The following is a 23,541-nucleotide window of genomic DNA, read 5'->3' on the forward strand; positions in this document are numbered from 1 at the left end:
CGCGGCTGAGCGGCATACGAGACGCTCGTATGCCGCTCAGCCGGGTGTCGGCGCTCAGGCCCAGTGGGAGGAGGCCCTCCGCGCGTACGTGCGACGGAACTCGGCCGTCGTCTCGGGGAGCAGCTCGCCGGTGCCCCAGTCGACGATGACGGCGTACTGCCGCACCAGGTCGAGCTCGTCGAGCTCACCGACGCGGTAGCGCTCGGCGACCGACTGTGGGTCCTGCTCGATCCACTCGTGCCGGTGGGTTCGGATGTGCTCGCGGACCTCGGCGGTGGCGGGCGCGTCGATCTCGTACTCGTCCAGCTCGGGCCGGACCGGGTGGACCACGACGCCGTAGTCCTTCCTGGCGCGCTCGATGGAGACGTACCCGTCGATGACGTCCTCGAGGACGGCGGCGGGGTCGCGCTCGAGCGGGTCACCGAGGCCACCGCCGCCGGCCGACGGGCGGGTGAACGAATCTCCGGATGTGATAGCGACATTGGAGAAGATCGCGCCCAGGAAGCGCTCGTCCGGCGTGCCCTTGTTGAGCCAGACGCCCTGCGGGATCGACGGCAGGCCACCCTCGATGCCCCACGTCACCGACCGGGCCCGGTCGCAGCAGTACGACATCACCGACTTCTGCGCGTCGGTGAGCAGGCCACCCTTCTCGACCCCGAGGCCGCCGCGCTGTCGGCCCGGGCCGCCCGAGTCGGTGACGAGACGGTTCCACGAGGTGACGACGGGGGTGAGCCGCTCCTGGCCCTCCATCGACTGGGTCGCCAGGCCCGGGCCGAAGGTCGGCGCCGTGCAGCTCGAGCCGTCCTTGTCGCGCCGGCCGCCCCAGCCGCCGGACATCCAGTCGTACCACATGAAGAACGGCTGGTCCTCGGAGCGGCCGTCGCGGCCACCGACGAGGAGGTACTCGAGGTTGAACGAGCAGGCCATCGCCCGCTCGGGCAGGATCTGCGACCAGATCTCGACGATCCCGTTCATGATCTTCTCGTAGACGCCGGAGCAGAAGCCGGTGACGGCGACGGGCCAGCCGGCGTTGACGACCGTCCCCTCCGGCCCGAGGTCGCCGAGGACGGCCCGGTAGAAGCCGGAGTTGAGCGGGATCTCGGGGAAGAACGTCTTCGTGCCGGCATAGAGCGCGGAGAACGTGGCGCCGTAGCCGCTGTTGAGGAAGGTGTCGACGGCCGGCGCCGAGCCGTTCAGGTCGTAGTGGATCGTGTCGCCGTCGATCGTCATCCTGATCCGGATCGGGACGAGTCCCTCGGCGTGGCCGGGGTTGGAGTCGAGGTAGTCGGTCGTCTCCCAGACCCCGTCCGGCAGGGCCGCGACCTTGGCCCGGACGATGTCCTCGACGTAGTCCTGCACCTCCGCCATCGCGGTCAGGACGGTGTCCTTGCCGTAGCGCTGGACGAGGCGGAGCAGCTCGCGCTCGCAGACCGCGGTGGCCTCGGCCTGTGCATGCAGGTCACCGAGCCCGATCTCGGGCGTGCGGGTGTTCTGCACGATGAGCTGGGCGACGTCCTCGCGGAAGACCCCGCGGTCCCAGATCTTCAGGGCCGGGATGCGTAGGCCCTCCCCGAAGTGGTCCTTCGCCGAGACGTCGAACGAGCCGGGCACGGTGCCGCCGAGGTCGGCCCAGTGGCCCTTGTTCTGGGCGAACGCGATCAGCTCGTCACCGACGAAGATCGGCCGGATGAACGAGATGTCGTTCATGTGCGTGCCGCCCCGGTAGGGGTCGTTGATGGCGAAGACGTCGCCCGGGTTGATCGCGCCGGGGAACGCCTCGATGACGGCCTTGGCCTGGAAGTGGAGCGTGCCGACGTGGACCGCGATGTCACCGGTCCCCTGCGCGACGGTGTTGCCCTCGGCGTCGCACAACGCGGAGCTGAAGTCGCGGGCGTAGATGACGAACGAGTAGCAGGTGCGCAGGATCTGCTCCGACATGAGGTCGACGGAGGTCGCGAACGCGTTCTTGAGGACCTCGAAGGTCACTGGGTCGAGTTGGCGTTGCCGCACTGGGGTGAGCGTGGCGGTCATGTCAGTCCTCCAGGTGGATGCGGATGTTGAGGAAGGCGTCGACCTCGGCGGTCGACCGGGGTGGCACGACCACGGTCGAGTCGAGCTGGTCGATGATGGCCGGGCCGGGCACTCGCGTGCCGGCGGGCAGTCGGTCGCGGTGGTAGATGGGGGTCTGGGTCCAGCGCACGTCCTCGAACCACACCTCGCGGAACGCGTCGGGTGCGGGTGCCTCGAGGGGCCGCAGCTCGTGCTGTGCGAACTCGGGTTTCGGCGTCGTGCCGATGGCCTGCAGCCCGATCTGGTAGATCTCGACAGGGCTGTCGTCGCGGCGGAACGCGAACTCGCGCTCGTGCTCCTCGTGGAAGCGCTGGATGGCGTCGGCCAGCGCCCTGGGCCCGGAGCCCACGTCGATGGTGAGGGAGCGCCACTGGCCGGCGTAGCGCAGCGACATCGACCGTTGCAGGATCGCGTTGTCGGGGGCGACCTTCTCGTGCGCGAGCCGACGGGTGGCCTCGGCCTCGAGGTCGGCGAAGGCCGCCTCGAACTCGTCGTCGCTGATCTCGTCGGCGAGCTTGGCGTACATCGCGGACAGGTCGTGACGGATGTCGACGAGCAGGCAGCCCAGGGCCGAGGTGACACCGGGGTTCGGCGGCACGAGGACCGTGGGGATGCTCAGCTCGCGCGCCACCTCGACGCCGTGCAAGGCACCGGCTCCGCCGAACGCGACGAGCGCGAAGTCGCGCGGGTCGTAGCCGCGGCGGATCGATACGAGCCGCACGGCGTCCGCCATGTTGGCGTTGGCGACCTTGAGGATGGCACCGGCTGTGTCGTCGACGCCGAGGCCGAGCCGGTCGGCGATCGTCGTGACGGCCTGCTCCGCGAGGGAGCGGTCCAGGGTCTTCGCGCCACCGGCGAGGGTCGTCCCGAGCCGGCCCAGATAGAGGTTGGCATCGGTGTTCGTCGGCTCGGTGCCGCCCGTGTCGTAGCAGGCCGGACCGGGGTCGGCGCCCGCGGACTGGGGGCCGTTGCGCAGCGACTCGGCCGCGTCGAGCCAGGTGATCGAGCCGCCACCGGCACCGATGGTGAGCACCTCGATGCTCGGGAAGATGATCGGGTGGCCGTACTCGACGCTCCACTCCTTGGTCACCCGCAGCTCGCCGTTGTGCACGAGGCAGATGTCGGTCGACGTGCCGCCCATGTCGAGCCCGATCGCGTTGGGGAAGCCGCACTGGCTGGCCACGTGCTTTGCCGCGATGGCGCCCGCCGCGATGCCGGAGGCCGCGAGGCGCACGGGGTACTGACCTACGGTCCGTGGGGTCATCGACCCGCCACCCGAGTGCAGCAGCAGCAGGTCGCCGTCGTAGCCGCCCTCCTGCAGCCGGCCCTCGAGCCGGTTGACGTAGCCGGTGACGAGTGGTGACAGGACGGCGTTGGCCACGGTCGTGTTGAACCGGTCGTACTCGAAGATCTCCGGGAGGATCTCCGCGGACGTGCAGACGGCGACATCGGGCAGGACCTCCTCGACGATCTCGCGCATGCGCTTCTCGTGGGACGGGTTGAGGAAGGAGTTCATGAAGCAGATGGCCACGGTCTCGACACCGCGCCGCCCCAGCAGCTCGGCGAGCTGCCTCGCCTGGCGCTCGTCGAGCGGCGTGATGACCTCGCCGCGGTGGCCGACCCGTTCGCGCACCTCGAAGCGGTCCCGGCGCCGGATGTACGGCCCACTGACGTCGTGGTAGGCGTCCCACAGGTCGTCCTTGGTCCCGTCCCGGGTCTCGATGACGTCGCGGAAGCCCTCGGTCGTGATGAGGGCGGCCGCGGGGAACCGGCGGGTGATGAGCGCGTTCGTCGCGACCGTCGTGCCGTGCGAGAAGAGCGCGACCTGCTCGAGGTCGACCTGTCCCCGCTCGACGCCCTGGATGACGGCCCGCATCGGGTCGTCGGGGGTCGAGGGCACCTTGGTGACCCGGACGCTCCTTTGTGTCTCGTCGAAGATGCAGACGTCGGTGAACGTGCCACCCACATCGACCGCCACTCTGAGTCGACTCATGACGTACCTCCTTGTACGATCCACCCTCCGGTGCGATCTGGTTGTCAAGAACCATGCCCCGGCGGCCCGGCAGCGCGCATTGTCCGTGGCACACGAACCTCGGACGGCTCTTGTGCGATCCACCAAAAGTGCGCACGATCGGCCCATGCCCGGATCCACGTCGCACCTCACCATCGAGGACCTCGTCGCCAACGAGAGCCTCGGGCTGGCAGTGGTCGTCCCCGGTGACCTCGAGACTCGTGTCCGGGGCGCCCACACCATGGAGATCGACAACCCGGCGCGATGGCTCGAGCCCGGCTGGCTCATGTTGACGACCGGGCTGCGCTTCGTCGGCAACAGTGACCCCGCCGTGCAGGTGCGGCTCGTCGAGGAGCTCAGGGCCGCCCGGGTGGCCGGCCTCGCGTTCGGTGTCGACGTCCACTTCCCGCAGGTGCCGCCGATGCTCGTCGAGGCGGCCCAGGAGCACCAGCTGACCCTCCTCACCGTCGCGGCGGAGGTGCCCTTCCTCCAGGTCGAGAGCTTTGTCAACCGCTCGCTGGCGTCCGCCGAGACCTATCTCGTCAAACGAGCGCTCTGGCTGCAGACCGACCTGCTGTCGGCGCTCGGCTCGGACCAGCCCCTCACCACCCTGGTCAGCCGCATCGGCGCGATCATCAAGGGGATGGCCATCGTCTACGACGAGGCCGGCGCGGTCGTGACGTCGACCGGCGCGGGCCCGGCCCGTCTGGTCTGGGCCGAGATCCGGGCCCGGGAACCGCGCCGGCAACGGTTCACCGTCGGGCGCTGGCACGTCGCGACGCGGCCGACGGTGCTCGGCGGCATGGGCTACTGGATCGCGATCGGGTCGTTCCGCGAGAGCGTCCTCGACGATCTCGCGGAACCCATCCTCGACTCGGCCCAGCGCCTGCTCGCCGCGATCCGCGGAGCCAGTGCCCTGCAGGCGACCCAGGCGCGGACGGAGGCGGCCGAGCTGCTGACCCGGCTGCGCGGGGTCGTCGAGCCCAACGAGATCCCGTCCCTGTGGGACCGCCTGGGGCAGTTCCGGTTCCGGCCGCAGGCGCCACTGCGCGCGTTCGTCTCGGCTCGCCTGCCCCACGCGGGTGCGGACTCAGGGATCAACGAGGGCCTCCTCGACGAGCTGGCCCAGGAGGCCCAGTCCCAGGGGTTGCCCATCATCTTCCGGCCCCGCGAGGCCGACGACGTCGTCGGCCTCGTCGGGCTCGGCGCCGACAGCGCGGCGCTCCTCGAGTGGGCCGAGGGGCTGGCCGGGCCGCATCACGTCGGCGTCAGCGAGCCGTTCACCGACCTCGGTCTCGCCCGCCGCAGCTTCCGGGACGCCAGGCGGGCCTCCCTCGTCGCGCAGCGCCGGACCAACCAGCGCGCCCCTTTCCGAACGAGGTCCACGGCCGGCCCCCGCACGACCGGGATGGTGGTCCGCTTCGAGGACGTCGACCTCGCGACCTGGTTGATGAGCAGCCGCAGCAGCCAAGCGATCCACGACAAGACGCAGCAGCAGCTCGGGGACCTGCTCGACCGCCCCGACCTCGCCGACACGGCCGTCGCCTACCTCGCCACGGGGCTCGACATCCAGCGCACCGCCCTGCGGCTCTTCCTGCACCCGAACTCGGTGCGCTACCGGCTGCGCCGGATCGAGGAGATCGTCGAGGCACCGATCACCTCGCCGTCCGTCCTCGCCAATCTCTACCTCGCCTTCCACGACCGGCTGGCCGACGAGGACTCACGGGACGAGCCCGCCCCCGACGGGCTCCAGTGAGCCAGCTCAGCGGCGCGAGCCCCAGTTCCAGCGCCTTCCACGACCGGCTGGCCGACGAGGACTCACGGGACGGGCCCGCCCCGACGGGCTCCAGTGAGCCAGCTCAGCGGCGCGAGCCCCAGTTCCAGGCCGGCTTCGTCAACAGGCCCTGACCCCGGACGAGCGTCTCGCCGAGGTCCTTGGACAGGGTGACCCGCCGTGCGGGCGTGCCGGGGCCTACCGGCGCCGCGTCGTCCTCGTCCTCGTCGTCGGCCACTCCAAGCTCACGGATCAGCGCCTCGGAGTGCGAGACGACCATGACCTGCGAGAGCTCGGCGGCCGACCGGATGAGCCGGGCGAGCGGCGCCAGCAGCTCCGGATGCAGCGACGTCTCGGGCTCGTTGAGCACGAGCAGAGGCGGCCGGTCGGCGCTGAGCAGGGCCGCCACGAGGCAGAGGTAACGCAGGGTGCCGTCGGACAGCTCCGCCGCCCGCAGCGGGCGGAGCATCCCCGGCTGGTGCAGCTCGACGTCGAACCGGCCCTCGGTCACGGCGATCTCGAGGATGGCCCCGTCGAAGGCGTCGGCAACGGCGGCGTCGAGGCCGGACCGGCCGTTCTCGCGGATCGTCTGCAGCGCCGCGGCGAGGTCGGCGCCGTCGTCGGACAGCACCGGCGTCCGGGTGCCGATCTGCGTCTGCCGCGCCGGCGCGCCGGGGTCGGCGCGGAACGAGTCGTAGAAGCGCCAGCCCGCGACGAGCCTCCGCACCCGGAGCAGCTCCGGTGCCCGCTCGGGGTCGGCCAGCTCGGTGAGCATCGACTCCCACGGCCGGAGCGACCGGGTCAGCTCGGCCCACCCACGCGCCCGAGCGGAGGCACTGCCGCGACCGGCCGGGTCGGACTCCCACTCGTCGGCCCACGTGGCGTCGACCTCGCTGTCCCCGGTGGCGCGAGCCTCGACGACCGACCAGCGTCGGCGCACGAGAACGGAGCCGGGTCGCATCACCGGCCCCGACCACACCACCTCACGCTTGATCTCCGGGTCACGCAGGAACGCCGACCCGGTCGCCCCCGACTCCTGCTGCGGCAGCCCCAGGTCGACGAGGTAGCCGAAGTCGTCGCCCGCGAAACCCAGCCGCAGGCTGACCGGGCCCCTGCGCACGACCCCTTGAGCGGCATACCCCCTCTTGCGGGCGCCGTCCAGCGTCGCCGGCCCCGCCCACAGAGCGGACTGGAGGCCACCCTCACGCGCGAGGCTGCCGATGACGTCTCCGCGCCCGCACCCGGCGAGCAGGCGCAGCGCGCGGTAGAGGCTCGACTTGCCGGTCCCGTTCGCGCCCGTGACGACGTCGAGTCCGTGCAGGGGCACGACGACGTCACGCAGTGAGCGGTAGCCCGAGACGGCGACACAGGTGAGCACGAGCAGACCGTATGCCGCTGGGCCGACATCGCGTTCGCGCGCGCTTGCGCGGCGGCCGCGCGCCCACACGGGCGGCTGGGTGGACAGACCTGCGCGCGGCTGGGGGCACAGACCTGCGGCAAGGGCAGTGTCAGTCGTCCTCGCGGTGGCGCCGTCGAGGCTCGAGAGCGCTCATCGCCGGTGCGTCGTGCGGAGCCGGATGACGCACACCAGCCCCGTCACGACGACGAGGAAGCCGAGGACGCTGACCCAGACCGTGACCAGCCACACGCCGAGCAGGACGAGCAGGAGGCCGGCGGCAAGGGCAAGCACATTCAGCGCGACTCGGAGGTGTCGCCGCCAGGACTGGCGGGTGCGCGCCATGTGCGCGACGAACCTGGGGTCCGTGGCGGACAGCGCTTGCTCCATCTGGTCGATCACATACTGCTCATGTTCCGAAAGTGCCACTTTGGCCTCCAACCGCGGACCGATGTGGGTGTGACGTGATGGCCACGTTCGCCGCCTCGCAGATCCATTACCCAGCATCGGGAAGTCCTCATGGTCTCCGTGCGCCACAGTGCGAGCGGCGCCGGGGCCGGCCTTGGTCGCGAAGGACTCAGCGCGCGCCGAACTTCTCCGTGACCTCGAGCAGGCGGGTGTTCGCCTCGGACTCACCGATCGTCACGCGCACGCCGTCGTCGCCGTACTGGCGGACCATGAGGCCGACCGCCTCGCACGCGCCCGAGAAGGCGGAGGACTGCTCGCCCAACGGGAACCAGACGAAGTTGGCGTCCGTCCGGGGCAGCTTCCAGCCCTGGTCGGCGAGCGCCTGCACGACACGGTCTCGCTCGGCGACGATCGACTCGACCCGCTCGGTCAGCTCGTCGACGGCGTCGAGGGAGGCGATCGCGGCGACCTGCGCCAGCGAGTTGACCCCGAACGGCGTCGCCGTCTTGCGGATCGCCGCGGCGACCGGCGGGTGGGCCACGGCGAACCCGACGCGCAGGCCGGCGAGGCCGTAGGCCTTCGAGAAGGTCCGCAGCACCACGACATTCGGGTGCTTGCGCCACACCTCGAGCCCCTTCACCGCCTCGGGGTCGCGAACGAACTCGACGTACGCCTCGTCGACGACGACGACCACGTCGTCCGGGACCCGGGCCAGGAAGCGTTCGAGCTCGTCGCCGTGGACGGCGGGGCCGGTGGGGTTGTTCGGGGTGCAGACGAGCACGACGCGGGTGCGGTCGGTGATGGCTGCGGCCATCGCGTCGAGCCGGTGGCGGGCGTCGGCGTCGAGACCGACCATGATCGGCTTCGCTCCGGCGAGCTGCGCCACGATCGGGTAGGCCTCGAACGAGCGCCACGCGAAGACGACCTCGTCTCCCGCGTCGCAGGCGGCCTGGACGACCTGCGCGAGCACGGCGACCGACCCGGTCCCCGTCGCGATGCACTCGGCGGGCACGTCGAGCGCCTCGGCCAGTCGCTGGGTGAGCGCGCTGACCGCCATGTCGGGGTAGCGGTTGATCGTCGTCGCCGCCTCGTCGACCGCCTTGAGCACCGAGGGGAGCGGGCCGTACGGGTTCTCGTTGGAGGAGAGCTTGTAGGCCGTCACGCCGGGCGGCGCCGTCGCGGGCTTGCCCGGCTTGTAGTCCGGCAGCTGCGCCAGGACCTCGCGCAGGCGGACACGGTTCGGGGAGAGGGCCTCGTCGCTCATGCGGCCAAGGATAGGGGCGGCCCACCGGGGCCGACCCGAGCGGGAGGGTGGCCGCAGGGCGACCGGGCTGAGCGGCATACCCCTGCTTGTGGCTAGGCTCACAGTGTCGCGTCAGTGCTGCCCCGACACCTGGCCCACGCACCACTCACGAAAGACCAGCCCATGCGCATCGGGATCCTCACGGGAGGCGGGGACTGCCCCGGCCTCAACGCCGTCATCCGCGGCGCGGTTCGCGCCGCCGAGGTCACCTACGACAGCACGGTCATCGGCTTCCGCAACGCCTGGCGGGGCGTCATGGAGGACGACTACGAGCCGCTCGACGTCGAGGTCTGCCGCGGCATCCTGCCCCGCGGTGGCACCATCCTCGGGACGTCCCGCGACCAGCCGTTCGCGCGCGAGGACGGCCTGAAGCTCGTCCGCAAGGCCTACGACCGGCACGGGCTCGACGCGATCATCGCGGTCGGCGGCGAGGGCTCCATGGCCGTCGTCAACGAGCTGCACCAGAACGGCTTCCCCGTCATCGGCGTGCCGAAGACCATCGACAACGACATCCAGCTGACCGAGATGACGTTCGGCTTCCAGACCGCCGTGCAGATCTGCACGGACGCGATCGACCGGCTGCACACGACGGCCGAGTCACACCACCGCGTCCTCGTCGTCGAGGTGATGGGCCGGCATGTCGGCCACATCGCGATCTGGTCGGGCCTGGCCGGTGGGGCCGCGATGACGCTCACCCCGGAGGACCCGTTCGACATCGAGGAGGTCTGCGAGCGCATCGTCGGGCGGCACCGCAAGGGCCGCTACGCCACGATCATCGTGGTGGCCGAGGGCGCGCTGCCGAAGCCCGGCACGTTCCAGATCCCGGAGCCAGAGGTCGACAGCTATGGCCACAAGGTGCTCGGCGGGATCGGGCACATCCTCGAGCGGGAGATCCACGGCCGGACCGGCATCGAGACCCGCACCACGGTCCTCGGGCACATCCAGCGCGGCGGCTCCCCCGTCGCCTTCGACCGGATGCTCGGCACCCGGTTCGGTGTGGCGGCGATCGAGGCGGCGCTCGACGGCGCGTGGGGCGAGATGGTCGCGCTGCAACAGGGCAGCATCACGCGGGTGCCGGTCAAGGACGCCATCGGGTCGCTCAAGACCGTCACGCCCGACCTGCTGCGCCTCAACACGATGTTCCAGCCGCGCCTGCCCGGAGACGACCACCCCGGTCTTCCCGTCGAGGGCTGAGCTCCCATGGAAGGATGACGGCCATGCTCGCCGACTTCGCGATCAAGACCGTCATCAACGGCATCGCCCTGTGGATCGCCGCCTGGCTCGTCCCGGGCATCACCTTCGGGTCCAACCCCGACACCTGGGCGGTCGTGCGCACGGTGGTGATCGTCGCCCTCATCTTCGGGATCATCAACGCCTTCGTGCGCCCGCTCGCCAAGCTCATCTCCCTGCCGTTCATCATCCTGACGCTCGGGCTCTTCGTCTTCATCATCAACGCGCTGATGCTGGAGCTGACCTCGTGGGTGGCCGGCAAGTTCGACCTCGCCTTCCACGTCGAGCACTTCTTCTGGGACGCGGTCATCGGCTCGCTCGTCATCACCTTCGTCTCGATGATCCTCGGCTTCTTCAACCCCAAGGACTGACCCCCTGACCGTGTGGTTGGGTGAGGCCATGGACATGCCCACTCTTCGGCGCAAGGCGGGGACCGCAGCGTTGGTCGGTTTCCGCAAGCTGCCAGGGCCGGTCCGGCGGGCGGCCGTACGCCTCGGCGCCCCCAACTACACGGTCGGCGCCGTCTGCCTCCTCGAGCACGACGGCGACGTCCTCTTCCTCTGGCAGCCGCACCGGCTCGGGTGGAGCCTGCCCGGCGGGCTGCTCGAGCACGGTGAGGAGCCGGCCGACGGTGTCCGCCGCGAGGTGGCGGAGGAGGTCGGCCTCGACATCGACCCGGGCGACCCCGTCATCACGCGGGTGGATCCCGCGGGCCAGGTGGTCGACGTCGTCTTCCGCGTCAAGCTCGACGAACGGCCCACGCTGCGGCTGGCGAGCGAAGCCCGCAAGGCCGAGTGGATCAACCCCTCCGAGCTCGGCGACGCCGACGGCGACACCCACGGCATCGTCGACCTTCTCGCCGCGGAGGCCGCTCCGAAGAAGCCGGGTCGGCTGCTGAGCGCTGCCACCGACTAGCCCGCGCCGTTTCCGCCCGGCCAGCCCCGGTCGTGGAAGCCGGCCCAGCGGCATACGACCTCATCCGTCACACGAGGCGTGTCCGTGGAGGGACTGTCGGCGCCACGTCCTAACGTCGGGGCATGCGGTTGCTCCACACCTCCGACTGGCACCTCGGGCGCACGCTCCACGGCGTGAACCTCCACGAGGCGCAGTCCGCGGTGCTCGAGCGCATCTGTCGGCTGGTCGAGGATCCCGCCGACGGGGTGCCCATCGATGCGGTGCTCGTCGCCGGTGACGTCTACGACCGGGGAGTGCCGCCGGTCGAGTCGGTCCAGCTGTTCGAGTGGACCCTCGCGCGCCTGTCCCAGGTCACCACGGTGGTCATCACGTCGGGCAACCACGACTCCGCCATCCGGCTCGGCTACGGCGCGGGGCTGTTCCGCGACCGCATCCGGATGATCACCGACCCCACCCGGCTCGACCTCCCCGTCCTGCTCGAGGGCTCCGACGGGGTGGGTGCGGCGATCTACGGGGTGCCCTACCTCGACGTCGACCATGCGCGGGTGCTGCTCGCCGGCGGCGGCGAGCCCCTCGCCCGGTCGCACCAGGCCGTGCTCGCGGCCGCCTGCGACCGGATCCGGACGGACCTGGCCGGCCGCACCGGTCTGCGCAGCATCGTGCTCGCACATGCCTTCGTGGCCGGGGCCGACCCGAGCGACTCCGAGCGGTCGATCGCCGTCGGGGGGGTCGACCGCGTCGCCGGCACGGTCTTCGCGGGGATCGACTACGCCGCCCTCGGCCACCTCCACGGCCCCCAGGCGCCCGAGTGCGGCGAGGGCTCGGTGGTGCGCTACTCCGGCTCGCCACTGCGCTACTCCTTCTCGGAGCAGGACCACACCAAGGTGGTGCTGCTCGTCGACGTGCCGGCGGTGGGGCCGGTCGAGGTGACCCCGGTCGAGGTCGAGCAGCCCCGGCCGATGGCCACCTTGCGGGGCCGTCTCGACGACCTGTTGTCCGACGAGTCGCTCAGCGACCACGAGGGGTCATGGGTCCGCGTCACGGTGACCGACCGGGTCCGGCCCGACTCCCTCATGGACCGGCTCAAGTCCCGCTTCCCGCAGACGCTGCAGGTCTTCCACGAGCCGGACGGTGCCGTCGAGCGGCGCCGCGGCGGCACGACGCCGGTGAGCGAGCGCGACCCGCGCGAGCTGGGCGCCGACTTCATCGCCCACGTGACGAAGACGACGGCGAGTGACGGCGAGCTCGAGGTGTTCACCGCGGGCTTCGAGGCCGCCGTCAAGGCCCAGCAGCTCGCCGAGGCCCAGGAGGTGGCGTGACGTGCAGCTGCATCTGCTGGAGATGACCGCGATCGGGCCGTATGCCGGCACCGAGCGCATCGACTTCGCGTCCGTCGGCCGCGCCGGCCTCTTCCTCCTCGAGGGGCCGACCGGGTCCGGCAAGTCGACGATCATCGACGCCATTGCCTTCGCGCTCTACGGCAAGGTCGCCCAGGCCGCCGCCGATGTCGAGCGGATCCACTCCCACCATGCCGACCCACGCACCATCCCGGTCGTCACGCTCATCTTCGAGACCCAGTCCGGGATCTATCGGGTGCGCCGGACCCCCCGCTTCGAGCGGCCGAAGTCCCGAGGCACGGGCACGACGGTCCAGCAGCCGAGCGTCAAGCTGTGGCGGCTCGCCTCGCCCGATGACCTCGAGGGCGGGGAGCTGCTGTCGACGAACATCGGCGACTGCGATGACGAGATCACGCGTGCGGTCGGGCTGACCCGCGACCAGTTCGTCCAGACCGTCATCCTGCCGCAGGGCGAGTTCGCCACGTTCCTGCGCGCGCGTTCCGAGGACAAGGGCAAGCTGCTCGAGAAGGTCTTCGGCACTGCCTTCTTCCGCAGGGTGCAGGAGCAGATCGTCGACGCGGGCCGCGCGGCGCAGGCGCTCCGGCAGCGGGCGGTCGACGAGATCCGGGACTCGGTGCACGCCTTCGCCGTCTCGGCGGCTCTCGCCGACGAACGACGCGACGCCCTGGTGGAGCTGAGCCGGTCCACGCCAGAGGACCTCCTGGGGGAGCTGGCCGAGGTCGTCGACGAGCTGCGCACCCGGGAGCGCCACGCCCGCAAGGCGAGCCGCGAGGCGATCGAGCGGCACCAGCAGATGGCCGACATGGTCGGCGACGCGCGCTTGCGGATGCAACGTCGCGAGCGGCTCATCGAGCTGCAGCGTCGCGACGAGGACCTCGGTCGGCGAGCCGTCGACTTCCAACGGCTGGGCGAGCAGCTCGCGCGAGCGGGCCAGGCGCGTCCCGTCGCCGGCGCCGTCCGGACCCTGGCCCAGGCGGAGGCGGCCCAGAAACGCGCCGAGGCGGCCCTCGTCGCCGCCCGCGGCCGAGTCGAGCCGCACCTGCGTGACCGCGGCGTCGCGGCCCTGCGCGGCGAGGCGACGACCCTGCGCGAGGTGATCGGTTCACTCGCACCGGCCATGGAGCTGGAGTCGGTCCTCGAGCCGCACCGCGAGCAGGCGCAGGGGGTGGCTCGGGCGGCCGCCCAGCATCGCGCCGCGCTCGACCAGGTGGCAGCCGAGCTCGGCGCCCTTCCACAGCAGATCCGCGAACAGGACGACGCGCTCGGTGAGGCACGTCGGCTGCACGCGCTCAAGGACAGCCGCACCGAGGCCACGCAGCAGGCGAAGGAGCGATTGGACGCCGCCGTGGCGCACGAAGCGGCGGGCGCACGAGTGCCGGCACTCGAGGCGTCCGTCGCGTCCGCTCTTGAGGCGGTGCGCACCGCGGAGGGCGAGCTGGGCCGGTTGCGACAGGAGCGCATCGACGGCATCGCCGGCGAGCTCGGGCTGACCCTCGCCGACGGGGACGCCTGCCCCGTCTGCGGTTCGACCGACCACCCCTCGCCGGCACGGCCGAGTCCGACGGCAGTCACCCCTGAGCTGCTCGAGGCGGAGGAGGCCCGGCTCGAGCAGCTCCGGTCAGCGGCGACGGCCCGAGCGGACCAGCTCGGCGCACTCCGCACCGAGGTCGGGCAGCTCTGGGCCCGGTGCGGCGGCCGCAGTCACGAGGTGGCGCGCACCGAGGCGGAACAGGCTGGTCAGGAGCTGTCGGAGTCGATCCGGGCCGGGGCGGCCGTCCGGACCGGGACGGAGCGACTCGAGGCCCTGCGCCGGCGCGAGCAGGAGCTCGGCGAGCAGTCCCGCGCCCTCACGTCGGAGCTCGCCCGGCTCGAGCAGAGCCGCGCGGACTGGACCGCCCGCCTCGAGCGTGAGACCGCCGAGGTCGAGCGCGCGCGTGACGGCCACGCCACCGTCGCCGGCCGCCGCTCGGCGCTCACCTCCTCAGCGACACACCTCGATGCCCTCGTCGATGCCATCGGTGCCCACGACGCGGCTGCGGCCGCCGTGGTCGAGGCCACCGCCGCTCGCGACGCCGACCTCGCGGCGGCCGGCTTCGGCTCGGTCGAGGAATGGCTCGAGGCCGACCGCGACATGGAGTGGATCTCCTCGACGAAGCGGGCGATCGCCGACTTCGAGCGGGAGTGCACCGAGGTCCGGGCCGGTCTGTCCGGCCCCGAGCTGGCCGACGTGCAGCTCGACGCGCTCTTCGACGACATCGACCAGCTGGCCGACCTGGAGCGCGCTGCGAAGAAGGAGATGGAGCAGGCGACGAGCGAGCACGGCAGCCTGCGCAGCCAGGCCGCCCGCACCAAGCAGCGGCTGGGGGACGTCGAGCTGGCCCTCGAGCGCAACGCAGCAGTGATCGCCGAGACCGCTGATGCCGTCCGGGTCGGCCAGCTCGTCGCCGGCGGGGGCGACAACCAGCTCAACCTCGACCTCGCGAAATACGTTCTCATCCGCCGCTTCACCGAGGTGCTGTCGGTCGCCAACACCGAGCTGGCCAAGTTCTCCGGGGGCCGCTACTCGCTCGAGCACACGGACGCCAAGCAGGGCAACGCCAAGTCGGGCCTCGGCATCCGGGTGCACGACATGCACACCAACCAGGTCCGCGAGGTCGGCACGCTCTCCGGCGGTGAGACCTTCTATGTCTCCCTGTCGCTCGCTCTGGCCCTCGCCGAGGTGGTGCGAGCCGAGTCCGGCGGCGTCGACCTCGGCACCCTGTTCGTCGACGAGGGCTTCGGCACGCTCGACCCCGAGGTGCTCGACGACGTCATGCACACCCTCGAGGGGCTGCGCGAGGGCGGCCGCACCGTCGGCATCGTCAGCCATGTGACCGAGCTGAAGTCGCGGGTGGCCGACCGCATCGAGGTCGTCGTCCGGCCCGACCGCACCTCGACGCTCAGGGTCACCGCCTGATGGCGCCACGCGACCCGGTTGGCGCCCGCCGTGGTGGACGGTGACGCTGCACGCGTAGCTCAGCCGGCGTCGGCCCTGACCCGGCTGGCGTGACGAACGGTCGCGCTGAGCGCGATCGTCATGATGACGACCCCGACGACGGCCGCCCCGCCGGCGAGCCAGGCATACCCGAGGCCGCCGACGACGACGCCGGCCAGCGCCCCGCCCCCCGCGCCGCCGAGGCCCATGAGCACGTCGGACAGGCCCTGCACGGCGGGCCGCTCCCCGGTGGTCAGCGAGTTCGTCAGCAGCGTCGAGCCGGACACGAGCGTGCACGACCACCCGACGCCGAGGAGGAACAGCGCCACGAGCAGCAGCCCGGACCAGCCGACCTCGGAGCGGGACGCGAGGAAGGCCGCGACCGCGAGGATCGCCCCGCCCGCCATCGCGGTGTGCCGGCTGCCCCACCGGTCGACGGCCATGCCGACGAGCGGCGAGAACGCGTACATGCCGAGAATGTGGACCGAGATGACGAAGCCGATGATCTCGAGATCGGCGTGGCCGTGCGACATGTGCAGCGGCGTCATCACCATGACCGACACCATGACGACGTGGCCGAGCGCAATGACGAGCACGGCCTCGCGCGCGAGGGCGTTCGTGCGCAGGGTGGTCAGGGCGCGTCGCATGGACCCGTCGTGGCTGCTCCCGGAATCATCCGTATGCCGCTCACCGACCTCCGCACGAGCCGCGCGCTCGAGCGCGCGCGCAGTCAGCAGCGGGTCCGGCCGGAGCAGGCGGGCGACCACGACGAGTGCGAGGACGAAGCCGGCGAGGGAGAAGAGGAAGGAGCCGGCGAGCTCCGGGATGCCGACCGCCTCGGCGAAGGTCTTGCCGGGCCCAACGAGGTTCGGTCCGAGGACCGAGCCGATGGTGGTCGACCACACCACGATCGACAGGTCGCGGCCGCGGTGCTCGGGCAGGGCGAGGTCGGCAGCGGCATACCGGGCCTGCCCGTTGGCGGTGGTGCCGCCGCCGAACAGGAACATGCCGACGAGCATCAGCGGGAAGGAGCCGACCACGGCCGACGTGACGACGGTGGCCGCCCCGAGCAGGGCGAGGACGTAGCCGAGCGCGAGGCCGGGTCGCCGCCCCTTGGCCGCCATGAGCCGGGCGACCGGGATCGCGATGAGGGCACCGCCGAGCACCTGTGTGGTCGTGCCGAGCCCGGCGAGCGTCTCCGAGCCGGACAGCTGCTCGGCGAGGAGCGCTCCGACGGCGATGCCGCTGGCCATGCCGACGCCGCCGAGGACCTGCGAGGCGGTCAGCGCCCTGATCGTCGTTCGCTGGAGCGCGGCCTGGTCGATGGACGTCGTCATGCCTGAGACCGCTGCGACGGATCAGACGTGGCGGCGGGAGGTGATCACGCGGAACCGGTTCGCGACGAAGGCAGCGTCGGCGTAGGCCGCGTTCGCGGCCGGGTTCGCCCCCGTGCCGTGCAGATCGGAGAAGGCCGCCGTCTGGTTGACGAAGATCTGTCCGGTCAGGTTCTCGGACAGCGCGACCCCGCCCTCGGCCGCCGCCTCGCGAGCAGCCTCGAGCACCGCCTCGTCGGTCGAGTAGACCGACGCCGTCATGGCGCCGTGCTCGTGGACGGTGTCAGCGAGCTGGGCCAGGGACTGCTCCGTCGAGCTCGTCCGGATGAGGAAGCCGACCGGGCCGAAGCACTCCTCGGTGTAGACGTCCTCGCGTGAGACGTCGACCGCGACGAGGCCGGGCGCCCGCACCACCGCCTGGTCATACGCAGGGTGGGTCACCCGACGCGACTCGAGCACGACCCGGCCCTCGGCCTCCGTGGCGATCGACTCGAGGGAGTCGGCGTTGCCGCGCACCTTGTCGTTGACGGTCGCGCCGAGGATCTCGACGGCCTTGGCGTCGTCGCCGGTCAGCCGCTGGACCGCCGTGGCGAGGCGGTCGGCGAACTCGTCGAACGACAGGTGGCCCTCGTTGGTGTCGACGCCACTGTCGGCCACGTAGATGTTCTGGGGTGCGGTGCACATCTGGCCCGAGTAGAGCGAGAGCGAGAAGGCGAGGTTGCCCAGCGCCCCCTTCAGGTCGTCGGTCGAGTCGACCACGATCGTGTTGAGCCCGGCCTTCTCCGTGTAGACCAGCGCGCCGCGGGCGGCCCCGGCCTGCTCGAGCCACGCGCCGAAGGTCGGCCCGCCCGTGTAGTCGATGATCGCGATCTCGGACCGCTCGGCGAGGACCTTGGCCAGCCCCTGCCCGTCGTTCTCCGCCGCGAGCTGCACGAGGGCCGGGTCGAACCCGGCCTCGGACAGCACCGTGCGGGCCACCTCGACCGTGATCGCGAGCGGCAGGATGGCGTGGGGGTGCGGCTTGACGACAACGGCGTTGCCGGTCACCAGGTCCGCGAAGATCGCGGGGTACGCGTTCCAGGTCGGGAACGTGTTGCACCCGATGACGAGGCCGATGCCGCGTCCGACGATCCGATAGTCCTTCTGCATCCGGATCGGCTCCCCCTTGGCGGGGCGCTCCCAGACCACCGACTCCGGGACCCGCTCTTGCTCGACCAGCCCCGCGGCGATCGCCTCGAGCGCCCGGTCCTGCGCTTGGGGGCCACCGGCCTGGAAGGCCATCACGAACGGCTGCCCCGAGGTGTGCATCACGGCGTTGCCGATCTCGAAGCTGCGCTGATGGAGCCGGTCGACGATCTCGACGCAGACGGCGGCACGCACCTGCGGGCCCGCGTCCCGCCAGGCCGGGAGGGCGCCGCGAGCAGCGCGAAGGGCGCCGTCGACGTCGAGCCCGGGGTACTCGACCCCGAGCGTCGGCCCGTAGGGCGACACCTCGCCACCCACCCAGCGTCCGTCGGTGGCAGAGACGAGCTCAGCGGCATACCTCGTGTTGCGGTGCGCCTCGAAGGCGGCGGCGCCGTCCGCGGCGGCCGTCTCGCCGTACACCCGCGGGCTCGGCGACTCGGGATACCGCGAGTACCACGAGCGCGTCCTGAGCGCCTCGCGGATCTCGTCGAGGACTCCTGCGTGCTTGTCGAGGAGGGCGTGGGTCGAGGTCGGCGCCGTTGCAGTCACGCAGCCGATGCTAGTTCACCGCGGTCGGGTCAACGCTTGAGCGCTTCGCGCTTGCCCCAGCCGTAGATCGCCGTCGCGACGAAGAGCACGATCCCGATGATGATGAGCCAGAAGAGGCCCTTGATGAGCGCACCGATGACGATGAACGCGATCCAGATGAGGAGCAGCAGCCCCAGGAAACCCAGCATGTCGCCTCCTGTGATGTGTGGTCGCGTCCCATGGTCGGGCCCCGGAACCGCTGGTGGGGCGGCTCGGCGACGCGGTTCGCCGGTCAGGCGGGTCCTGGTTGAGCGCGCCGGACGTCGTCACTGGCCCGATCAAGCGTCTCCCGCGCCGACTCGCGAGCCTCCTCCATCGCCCGCTGGCCCGCCATCGCGAGGCCGGCGGCCGCTGCCCCGTGGAGCATCGCGAGGACCAACGCCGCGCGACCTCTCGGCATGATCTTCTCCAGGCCACGCAGGAGCGCGACCTCCGTCGTCGCAAGCGCCAGCACCGCAGAGAGCCCGGCGCCCCCAAATAGCGCGAGCGCCGTGCTGGAACGCCAGGCCGTGGCGATGAGGTCGTCCTTGCGGCGTTGGACCTCCGCGCGGACGAGGTCGGCGGTGTCCTGCCCGAGCCGAGCGGCCGCCTCGCGGGGCCCGCCCTCCGGACTCTGTGTCATGGCGCCCTCCGTAGAGCCGTGGGTCGTTGCGGGTGCTGTCGGCCCGCCGCGAGAGGCGTACCCGACCGTGGGCCGGGCCTAACGGGACGCTGCGGCCGCTCGCACGAAGGGACGGGGCGTCACGGCACAATGCTGGGCATGGACACCGACGCCATGAGCGAACTCGGGCCGGTCGCCGTCGTCGGCGCCGGCACGATGGGTGCCGGCATCGCGCAGGTGGCGGCGGCCGCGGGGCACCCCGTCGTCCTCGTCGACGCGCTCACCGGAGCAGCGCAGGCGGCCCTCGACCGGATGCGGGCGGCGCTCGACCGACGGGTCGACCAGGGCCGGATCAGCAGGTCCGAGGCGACCGCGACCACCGACCGCATCCGTCCGGCGGACTCGCTGGCCGACCTGCCGGAGTGCGGCCTCGTCATCGAGGCCGTCCCGGAGGACCTCGGGCTCAAGCAACGCCTACTCTCCGAGGTCGCCGAGACCCAGCCGCCCACGACGATCCTCGCCACGAACACCTCGAGCCTCGACATCAGCACCGTCGCCGAGGCCGTCCCCGACCCCGAACGCGTCCTGGGCCTGCACTTCTTCAACCCCCCACCGCTCATGCGTCTCGTCGAGGTGGTCCACGGCGAGACGACCGCCGAGGCGTACCTCGCGCACGCGGCCGCCCTCATGACCGCGTGGGGCAAGACGCCGGTGCGGTGCACGTCGACCCCCGGCTTCATCGTCAACCGGGTCGCCCGCCCCTTCTACGGCGAGGCGCAGCGCGTCGTCGAGGAGGGGCTCGCCGACCCCGCGACCGTCGACTGGATCTTCCGTGAGCGCGGCGGCTTCCGGATGGGCCCCTTCGAGCTGACCGACCTGATCGGACAGGACGTCAACTACGCGGTCGGCGCGTCCGTCTGGGAGCAGACCGGTCACGACCCGCGCTACGCGCCGACGGAGTTCCAGCGTCGCCTCGTCGAGGCTGGCCGGCTCGGTCGCAAGACCGGCCAGGGCGTCTTCTCGTATGCCGCTGAGCCGGGTGCCGCTGTCCCCGAGCCCGATCTCGGGCTGGCTGAGCGGCTCTCGTCGAGCCCGATCGAGGCCGACCCGCTCGGGAGAACCCTCGCGATGCTGGTCAACGAGGCGGTCGACCTCGTGCACCGCGGCGAGGCGAGCGCCGACGACGTGGACATCGCGATGCGGCTCGGCGTCAACTATCCCAAGGGCCCGATCGAGTGGGGACGGGAGATCGGGCTCGATCTCGTGGCGTCGCACGTCGCGGCGCTGGACCGGGCCTTCCCGGGCGGGCGCTACCGGCCCAGCCCCGGCCTGACCGATGGGAGCCTCGATGAGTGAGCCGCAGCCCGGCGACGGTGTCGCCTTCGCCCAGCGGATGTGGGACGACGACGTCGCCTCCCGCGGACTCGGCATGGTCATCGACCTGCTCGAGCAGGACCGTGCCGTCGTGCGGATGCCGATCCGCCAGGACATGGTCAACGGGCACGCCATCTGTCACGGCGGGTTCATCTTCACCCTCGCGGACTCGTGCTTCGCCCTCGCCTGCAACTCGCGCGGCTCGACCACCGTCGCCTCAGGTGCGGACATCACCTTCACCGCGCCCGGTCGACTGGGAGACGTGCTCGTCGCCGAAGGGGTCGTGCGGGCCGCGTTCGGCCGCAGCGGCATCACCGACGTGACGGTGAGGCGGGAGTCCGACGGCCAGATCATCGCCGAGTTCCGCGGTCGCTCGCGATCGCTGCGCACGCCCTGACCGGCACCAACAGCGGGGTACCGAAGCCGCCTGACGGTTGGTGGCCTCTCGACGGTTCGTGGCCTCTCGACGGTGGCCCTTCGATTCGGGCGAAAGGTGACAGAGCGGGACGAACCGTGGCGCGAGGAGCCAGTGCTGACACGGGGATTCGCGGATTCTGAGGACAGCCTCTCGGGCCGGCCCTAGCCTCGGGTGATCGACGTCACACGACGCCGCCGAGGACTCGCACTCGGGGGAACAGTCGAGCCCTCCTCCTCCACGACCAGAGGGATACGAATGACGATGCACCTTCGCCGACTCACCTGTGTCGTCGCCGCCGGCGCGACCGCCTGCCTGGGGATCACCGCACCGGCCGCACAGGCTGACAGCAAGCACGGGCACCACAACCTCACGAAGGTTCTGTCCAGCTCCGTGATGGCCCCGTTCAACCTCGCCGTGGAACACAACACGGTCTACGTCGCCGACGGCTTCACGAACACCGTCGGCGCCCTCGGGAGAGCCCCGATCGCCACGGGCCCCGACGGCGGGGACGTCGCCGGGATCGACGTCACGAAGGACGGCCGCACCGTCGCCTGGACCTGGAGCAACGGCGACCACAGCGCCACCGGCCTCACCGTGCGCGCCCGCGGGAAGGCCGACGTCGTGGCCGACATCGCCCACGTCGAGGCCACCCGGAACCCTGACCACGTCAACACCTACGGCGTGACGAGCTACGGACCCGGCGCCGACCAGAACAAGAGGGCCTGCGTCGACGGCATCCTGGCCCAGATGGCCGGCCCGGAAGGGCAAGCGCCTCCGCCCACCTATCAGGGCGGCGTCGACTCCCACCCCTACTCCGTCGTGCGGAGCGGCCACCGGTGGGTCGTCGCCGACGCCGGTTCCAACGTGCTGTGGTCGGTGACCGACCGCGGGACGGTGTCGACGCTCGCCGTGCTGCCGCCGCAGCCCGTGACCTTCACGGCGGAGATGGCCAGCTCGCTCGCCGCCGAGTCCGGTGCCCCAGCGGACGCCATGGCCTGCCTCGAGGGCGTCACCTATGCCTTCGAGCCGGTCCCCACCGACGTCGAGGTCGGTCGGGACGGGTCGCTGTGGGTCTCGGTCCTGCCGGGCGGTCCGGAGAGCCCGAGCCTCGGCGCCCGCGGCGCCGTCTACAAGGTCAACGCCAAGACGGGCCGGGCCAAGCGGGTGGCCGGCGGGTTCCTCGGCGCAACGAACCTCGCCGTCGCCCCGGAGGGGACCGTCTACGTCACCGAGCTGTTCGGCGGCAAGATCTCCAAGATCGACCGCCACGGCATGGTCCGCACGGCGATGAACTTCGAGCGGCCGCTGTCCGTCGAGGTCCACGGCGGCTACCTCTACGTCGGGCAGATGGCAGATGTGGACTTCCAGACCGGTCAGGTGAAGGCGCCCGGCTCGATCGTGCGGCTCAAGCGGTAGCCGGCTGAGCGGCATACCCCGGAACGAGCGGTGGGGCGCGGACGCGGAGGGAACGTCCGCGCCCCACCGTGAAACTCCCGTGGACAGGGGTGCTCCTCCCATGCATCAGTGGCAGGATCGGGACACCGCCGGGCGACGTTGCCCGGGTCGATCCTGGAAGGACCTCTGATGCGCCGCCTCTCCCTCGTGGCAACGACGGGCGCCGTCGCCCTCGGGCTCACGCTGTCCGCCTGTGGCTCCAACTCGCTCTCCCCCGGTGGCAGCGGTGGAGGCAACAACACGTCAAGCGCGCCGGGCCCGACCGGCACCGTCGACCAGGCCCTCGCTGCGAAGCTGCCCGCCAAGATCAAGTCTGCCGGCAAGATCGTCGTGGGAATCGACCCGACCTACGCCCCGAACGAGATGCTGGCCGCCGATGGCAAGACCGTCGAGGGCTGGGACGCGGACCTCTTCAACGCCGTCGCCGCGAAGTTCGGCGTCACCGTCGACTACTCGCCCTCGAAGTTCGACGCGATCATCCTCGGCGTCGACAGCGGGAAGTACGACATCGGCGTCTCGTCCTTCTCCATCACGGACCAGCGCAAGGCCAAGGTCAACATGGTCAGCTACTACAAGGCCGGCACGCTGTGGGTCACCAAGCCGGGCAACCCGGCCAAGATCGACCCCAACAACGCCTGCGGCAAGAACATCGGCGTCCAGACCGGCACGACGCAGTTCGACGACATCTCCGCCAAGAGCAAGAAGTGCACCGACGCCGGCAAGCCGGCCGTGCACATCCTCCCGCACGACGGACAGAACCAGGTCACCGCCGACGTCGTCAGCGGCAAGGCGGACGCGATGCTCGCCGACTCGCCCATCGGCCTCTACGCCATCAAGCAGTTCCAGGGCAAGCTCGAGAAGCTCGGCGACGTCTACGACTCGGCGCCGTACGGCTACGTCGTCCCCAAGTCCGAGACCGACTTCGCCAACGCCCTCGTCGACGCGCTCAAGGCGGCGAAGGCGGACGGCAGCTACGACGCGGCCCTCAAGAAGTGGGGTGTCGAGTCCGGCGGAATCACGGACTTCGCGCTGAACCCCTGATGACGCACGCTGAACCGTGAGGAAGCCATGAGCACGGAGCCAACGAGCACGAGCACCGACACGGCCACAGCGAGCACCGCGGACCGGCCGGGCGCGATCCACGCCC

General features: G+C 71.3%; 19 protein-coding genes. 10 read left to right on the forward strand and 9 right to left on the reverse strand.

The genetic code is table 11. The features are described from left to right. Nucleotides 1-54: 54 nt before the first annotated feature. The gene (locus N864_RS08175) at nt 55-2,031 is read right to left on the reverse strand and encodes a hydantoinase B/oxoprolinase family protein (protein ID WP_034715518.1); all 1,977 of its coding nucleotides are present in this window, start codon (nt 2,029-2,031) and stop codon (nt 55-57) included. 1 nt (nt 2,032) lies between these two features. Next, nucleotides 2,033-4,063, reverse strand: coding sequence for a hydantoinase/oxoprolinase family protein (locus tag N864_RS08180; RefSeq protein ID WP_034715520.1), 2,031 nt, complete (start codon nt 4,061-4,063; stop codon nt 2,033-2,035). A 145-nt stretch (nt 4,064-4,208) separates the two neighbouring features. Here N864_RS08180 and N864_RS24615 point away from each other — a divergent pair, with 145 nt between their 5' ends. Further along, the gene (locus tag N864_RS24615; protein ID WP_034715523.1) at nt 4,209-5,837 is read left to right on the forward strand and encodes a PucR family transcriptional regulator; all 1,629 of its coding nucleotides are present in this window, start codon (nt 4,209-4,211) and stop codon (nt 5,835-5,837) included. 103 nt (nt 5,838-5,940) lie between these two features. On the opposite strand, the gene N864_RS08190 is transcribed toward N864_RS24615, so the two are convergent. From N864_RS08190 to hisC, 3 genes are all read right to left on the reverse strand, one after another. Next, nucleotides 5,941-7,233 carry an AAA family ATPase gene (locus N864_RS08190; RefSeq protein WP_034715526.1) on the reverse strand — a complete coding sequence of 431 codons (1,293 nt, stop codon included), beginning with the start codon at nt 7,231-7,233 and terminating at the stop codon, nt 5,941-5,943. A 171-nt stretch (nt 7,234-7,404) separates the two neighbouring features. Next, the gene (locus N864_RS25040; RefSeq protein WP_081793547.1) at nt 7,405-7,758 is read right to left on the reverse strand and encodes a DUF3040 domain-containing protein; all 354 of its coding nucleotides are present in this window, start codon (nt 7,756-7,758) and stop codon (nt 7,405-7,407) included. Between the two features lie 70 nt (nt 7,759-7,828). Next, nucleotides 7,829-8,923, reverse strand: coding sequence for a histidinol-phosphate transaminase (hisC, locus tag N864_RS08200; RefSeq protein ID WP_034715529.1), 1,095 nt, complete (start codon nt 8,921-8,923; stop codon nt 7,829-7,831). Between the two features lie 162 nt (nt 8,924-9,085). Between hisC and N864_RS08205 the strand changes: the two genes are divergently transcribed. The 5 genes from N864_RS08205 to N864_RS08225 all read left to right on the forward strand — a co-directional run bounded on the left by N864_RS08205 (nt 9,086) and on the right by N864_RS08225 (nt 15,421). After that, nucleotides 9,086-10,156, forward strand: a complete 1,071-nt coding sequence (locus tag N864_RS08205; protein ID WP_034715532.1) for a 6-phosphofructokinase — start codon at nt 9,086-9,088, stop codon at nt 10,154-10,156. 14 nt (nt 10,157-10,170) lie between these two features. Next, nucleotides 10,171-10,563, forward strand: a complete 393-nt coding sequence (locus N864_RS08210) for a phage holin family protein (RefSeq protein WP_338033628.1) — start codon at nt 10,171-10,173, stop codon at nt 10,561-10,563. Between the two features lie 28 nt (nt 10,564-10,591). Continuing rightward, nucleotides 10,592-11,107 (forward strand): NUDIX hydrolase, encoded by a 516-nt coding sequence (locus tag N864_RS08215; protein WP_051518347.1) that lies wholly within the window; start codon nt 10,592-10,594, stop codon nt 11,105-11,107. A gap of 122 nt (nt 11,108-11,229) precedes the next feature. Further along, nucleotides 11,230-12,426, forward strand: coding sequence for an exonuclease SbcCD subunit D (locus N864_RS08220; RefSeq protein WP_034715536.1), 1,197 nt, complete (start codon nt 11,230-11,232; stop codon nt 12,424-12,426). A gap of 1 nt (nt 12,427) precedes the next feature. Then, on the forward strand, nt 12,428-15,421 hold the full coding sequence (locus N864_RS08225; protein WP_034715539.1) for an AAA family ATPase: 2,994 nt from the start codon (nt 12,428-12,430) through the stop codon (nt 15,419-15,421). A 59-nt stretch (nt 15,422-15,480) separates the two neighbouring features. On the opposite strand, the gene N864_RS08230 is transcribed toward N864_RS08225, so the two are convergent. The 4 genes from N864_RS08230 to N864_RS08245 form a co-directional block, all read right to left on the reverse strand. Continuing rightward, on the reverse strand, nt 15,481-16,776 hold the full coding sequence (locus N864_RS08230; RefSeq protein ID WP_034715541.1) for an MFS transporter: 1,296 nt from the start codon (nt 16,774-16,776) through the stop codon (nt 15,481-15,483). Between the two features lie 21 nt (nt 16,777-16,797). After that, complete coding sequence (gene paaN / locus N864_RS08235) at nt 16,798-18,507, reverse strand: phenylacetic acid degradation protein PaaN (RefSeq protein ID WP_034715543.1); 1,710 nt, start codon at nt 18,505-18,507, stop codon at nt 16,798-16,800. Nucleotides 18,508-18,536: 29 nt separating this feature from the next. Further along, complete coding sequence (locus N864_RS24620) at nt 18,537-18,695, reverse strand: hypothetical protein (RefSeq protein ID WP_155892870.1); 159 nt, start codon at nt 18,693-18,695, stop codon at nt 18,537-18,539. Nucleotides 18,696-18,778: 83 nt separating this feature from the next. After that, nucleotides 18,779-19,168, reverse strand: a complete 390-nt coding sequence (locus N864_RS08245) for a phage holin family protein (protein ID WP_034715545.1) — start codon at nt 19,166-19,168, stop codon at nt 18,779-18,781. A 138-nt stretch (nt 19,169-19,306) separates the two neighbouring features. On the opposite strand from N864_RS08245, the gene N864_RS08250 reads away from it, so the two are divergent. The 4 genes from N864_RS08250 (at nt 19,307) to N864_RS08265 (ending at nt 23,435) form a co-directional block, all read left to right on the forward strand. Then, on the forward strand, nt 19,307-20,503 hold the full coding sequence (locus tag N864_RS08250) for a 3-hydroxyacyl-CoA dehydrogenase NAD-binding domain-containing protein (protein ID WP_240474261.1): 1,197 nt from the start codon (nt 19,307-19,309) through the stop codon (nt 20,501-20,503). Continuing rightward, complete coding sequence (gene paaI, locus N864_RS08255) at nt 20,496-20,918, forward strand: hydroxyphenylacetyl-CoA thioesterase PaaI (RefSeq protein ID WP_051518348.1); 423 nt, start codon at nt 20,496-20,498, stop codon at nt 20,916-20,918. Before N864_RS08250 ends, paaI begins: the two co-directional genes overlap by 8 nt. A gap of 276 nt (nt 20,919-21,194) precedes the next feature. Further along, nucleotides 21,195-22,355 (forward strand): ScyD/ScyE family protein, encoded by a 1,161-nt coding sequence (locus N864_RS23590; RefSeq protein ID WP_051518349.1) that lies wholly within the window; start codon nt 21,195-21,197, stop codon nt 22,353-22,355. Nucleotides 22,356-22,523: 168 nt separating this feature from the next. Next, nucleotides 22,524-23,435, forward strand: a complete 912-nt coding sequence (locus N864_RS08265) for an ABC transporter substrate-binding protein (RefSeq protein ID WP_034715547.1) — start codon at nt 22,524-22,526, stop codon at nt 23,433-23,435. Nucleotides 23,436-23,541 lie beyond the last annotated feature (106 nt).

Origin of the sequence: Intrasporangium chromatireducens Q5-1, assembly GCF_000576575.1 — a bacterium.
Taxonomy (GTDB): Bacteria; Actinomycetota; Actinomycetes; order Actinomycetales; family Dermatophilaceae; genus Intrasporangium_A; species Intrasporangium_A chromatireducens.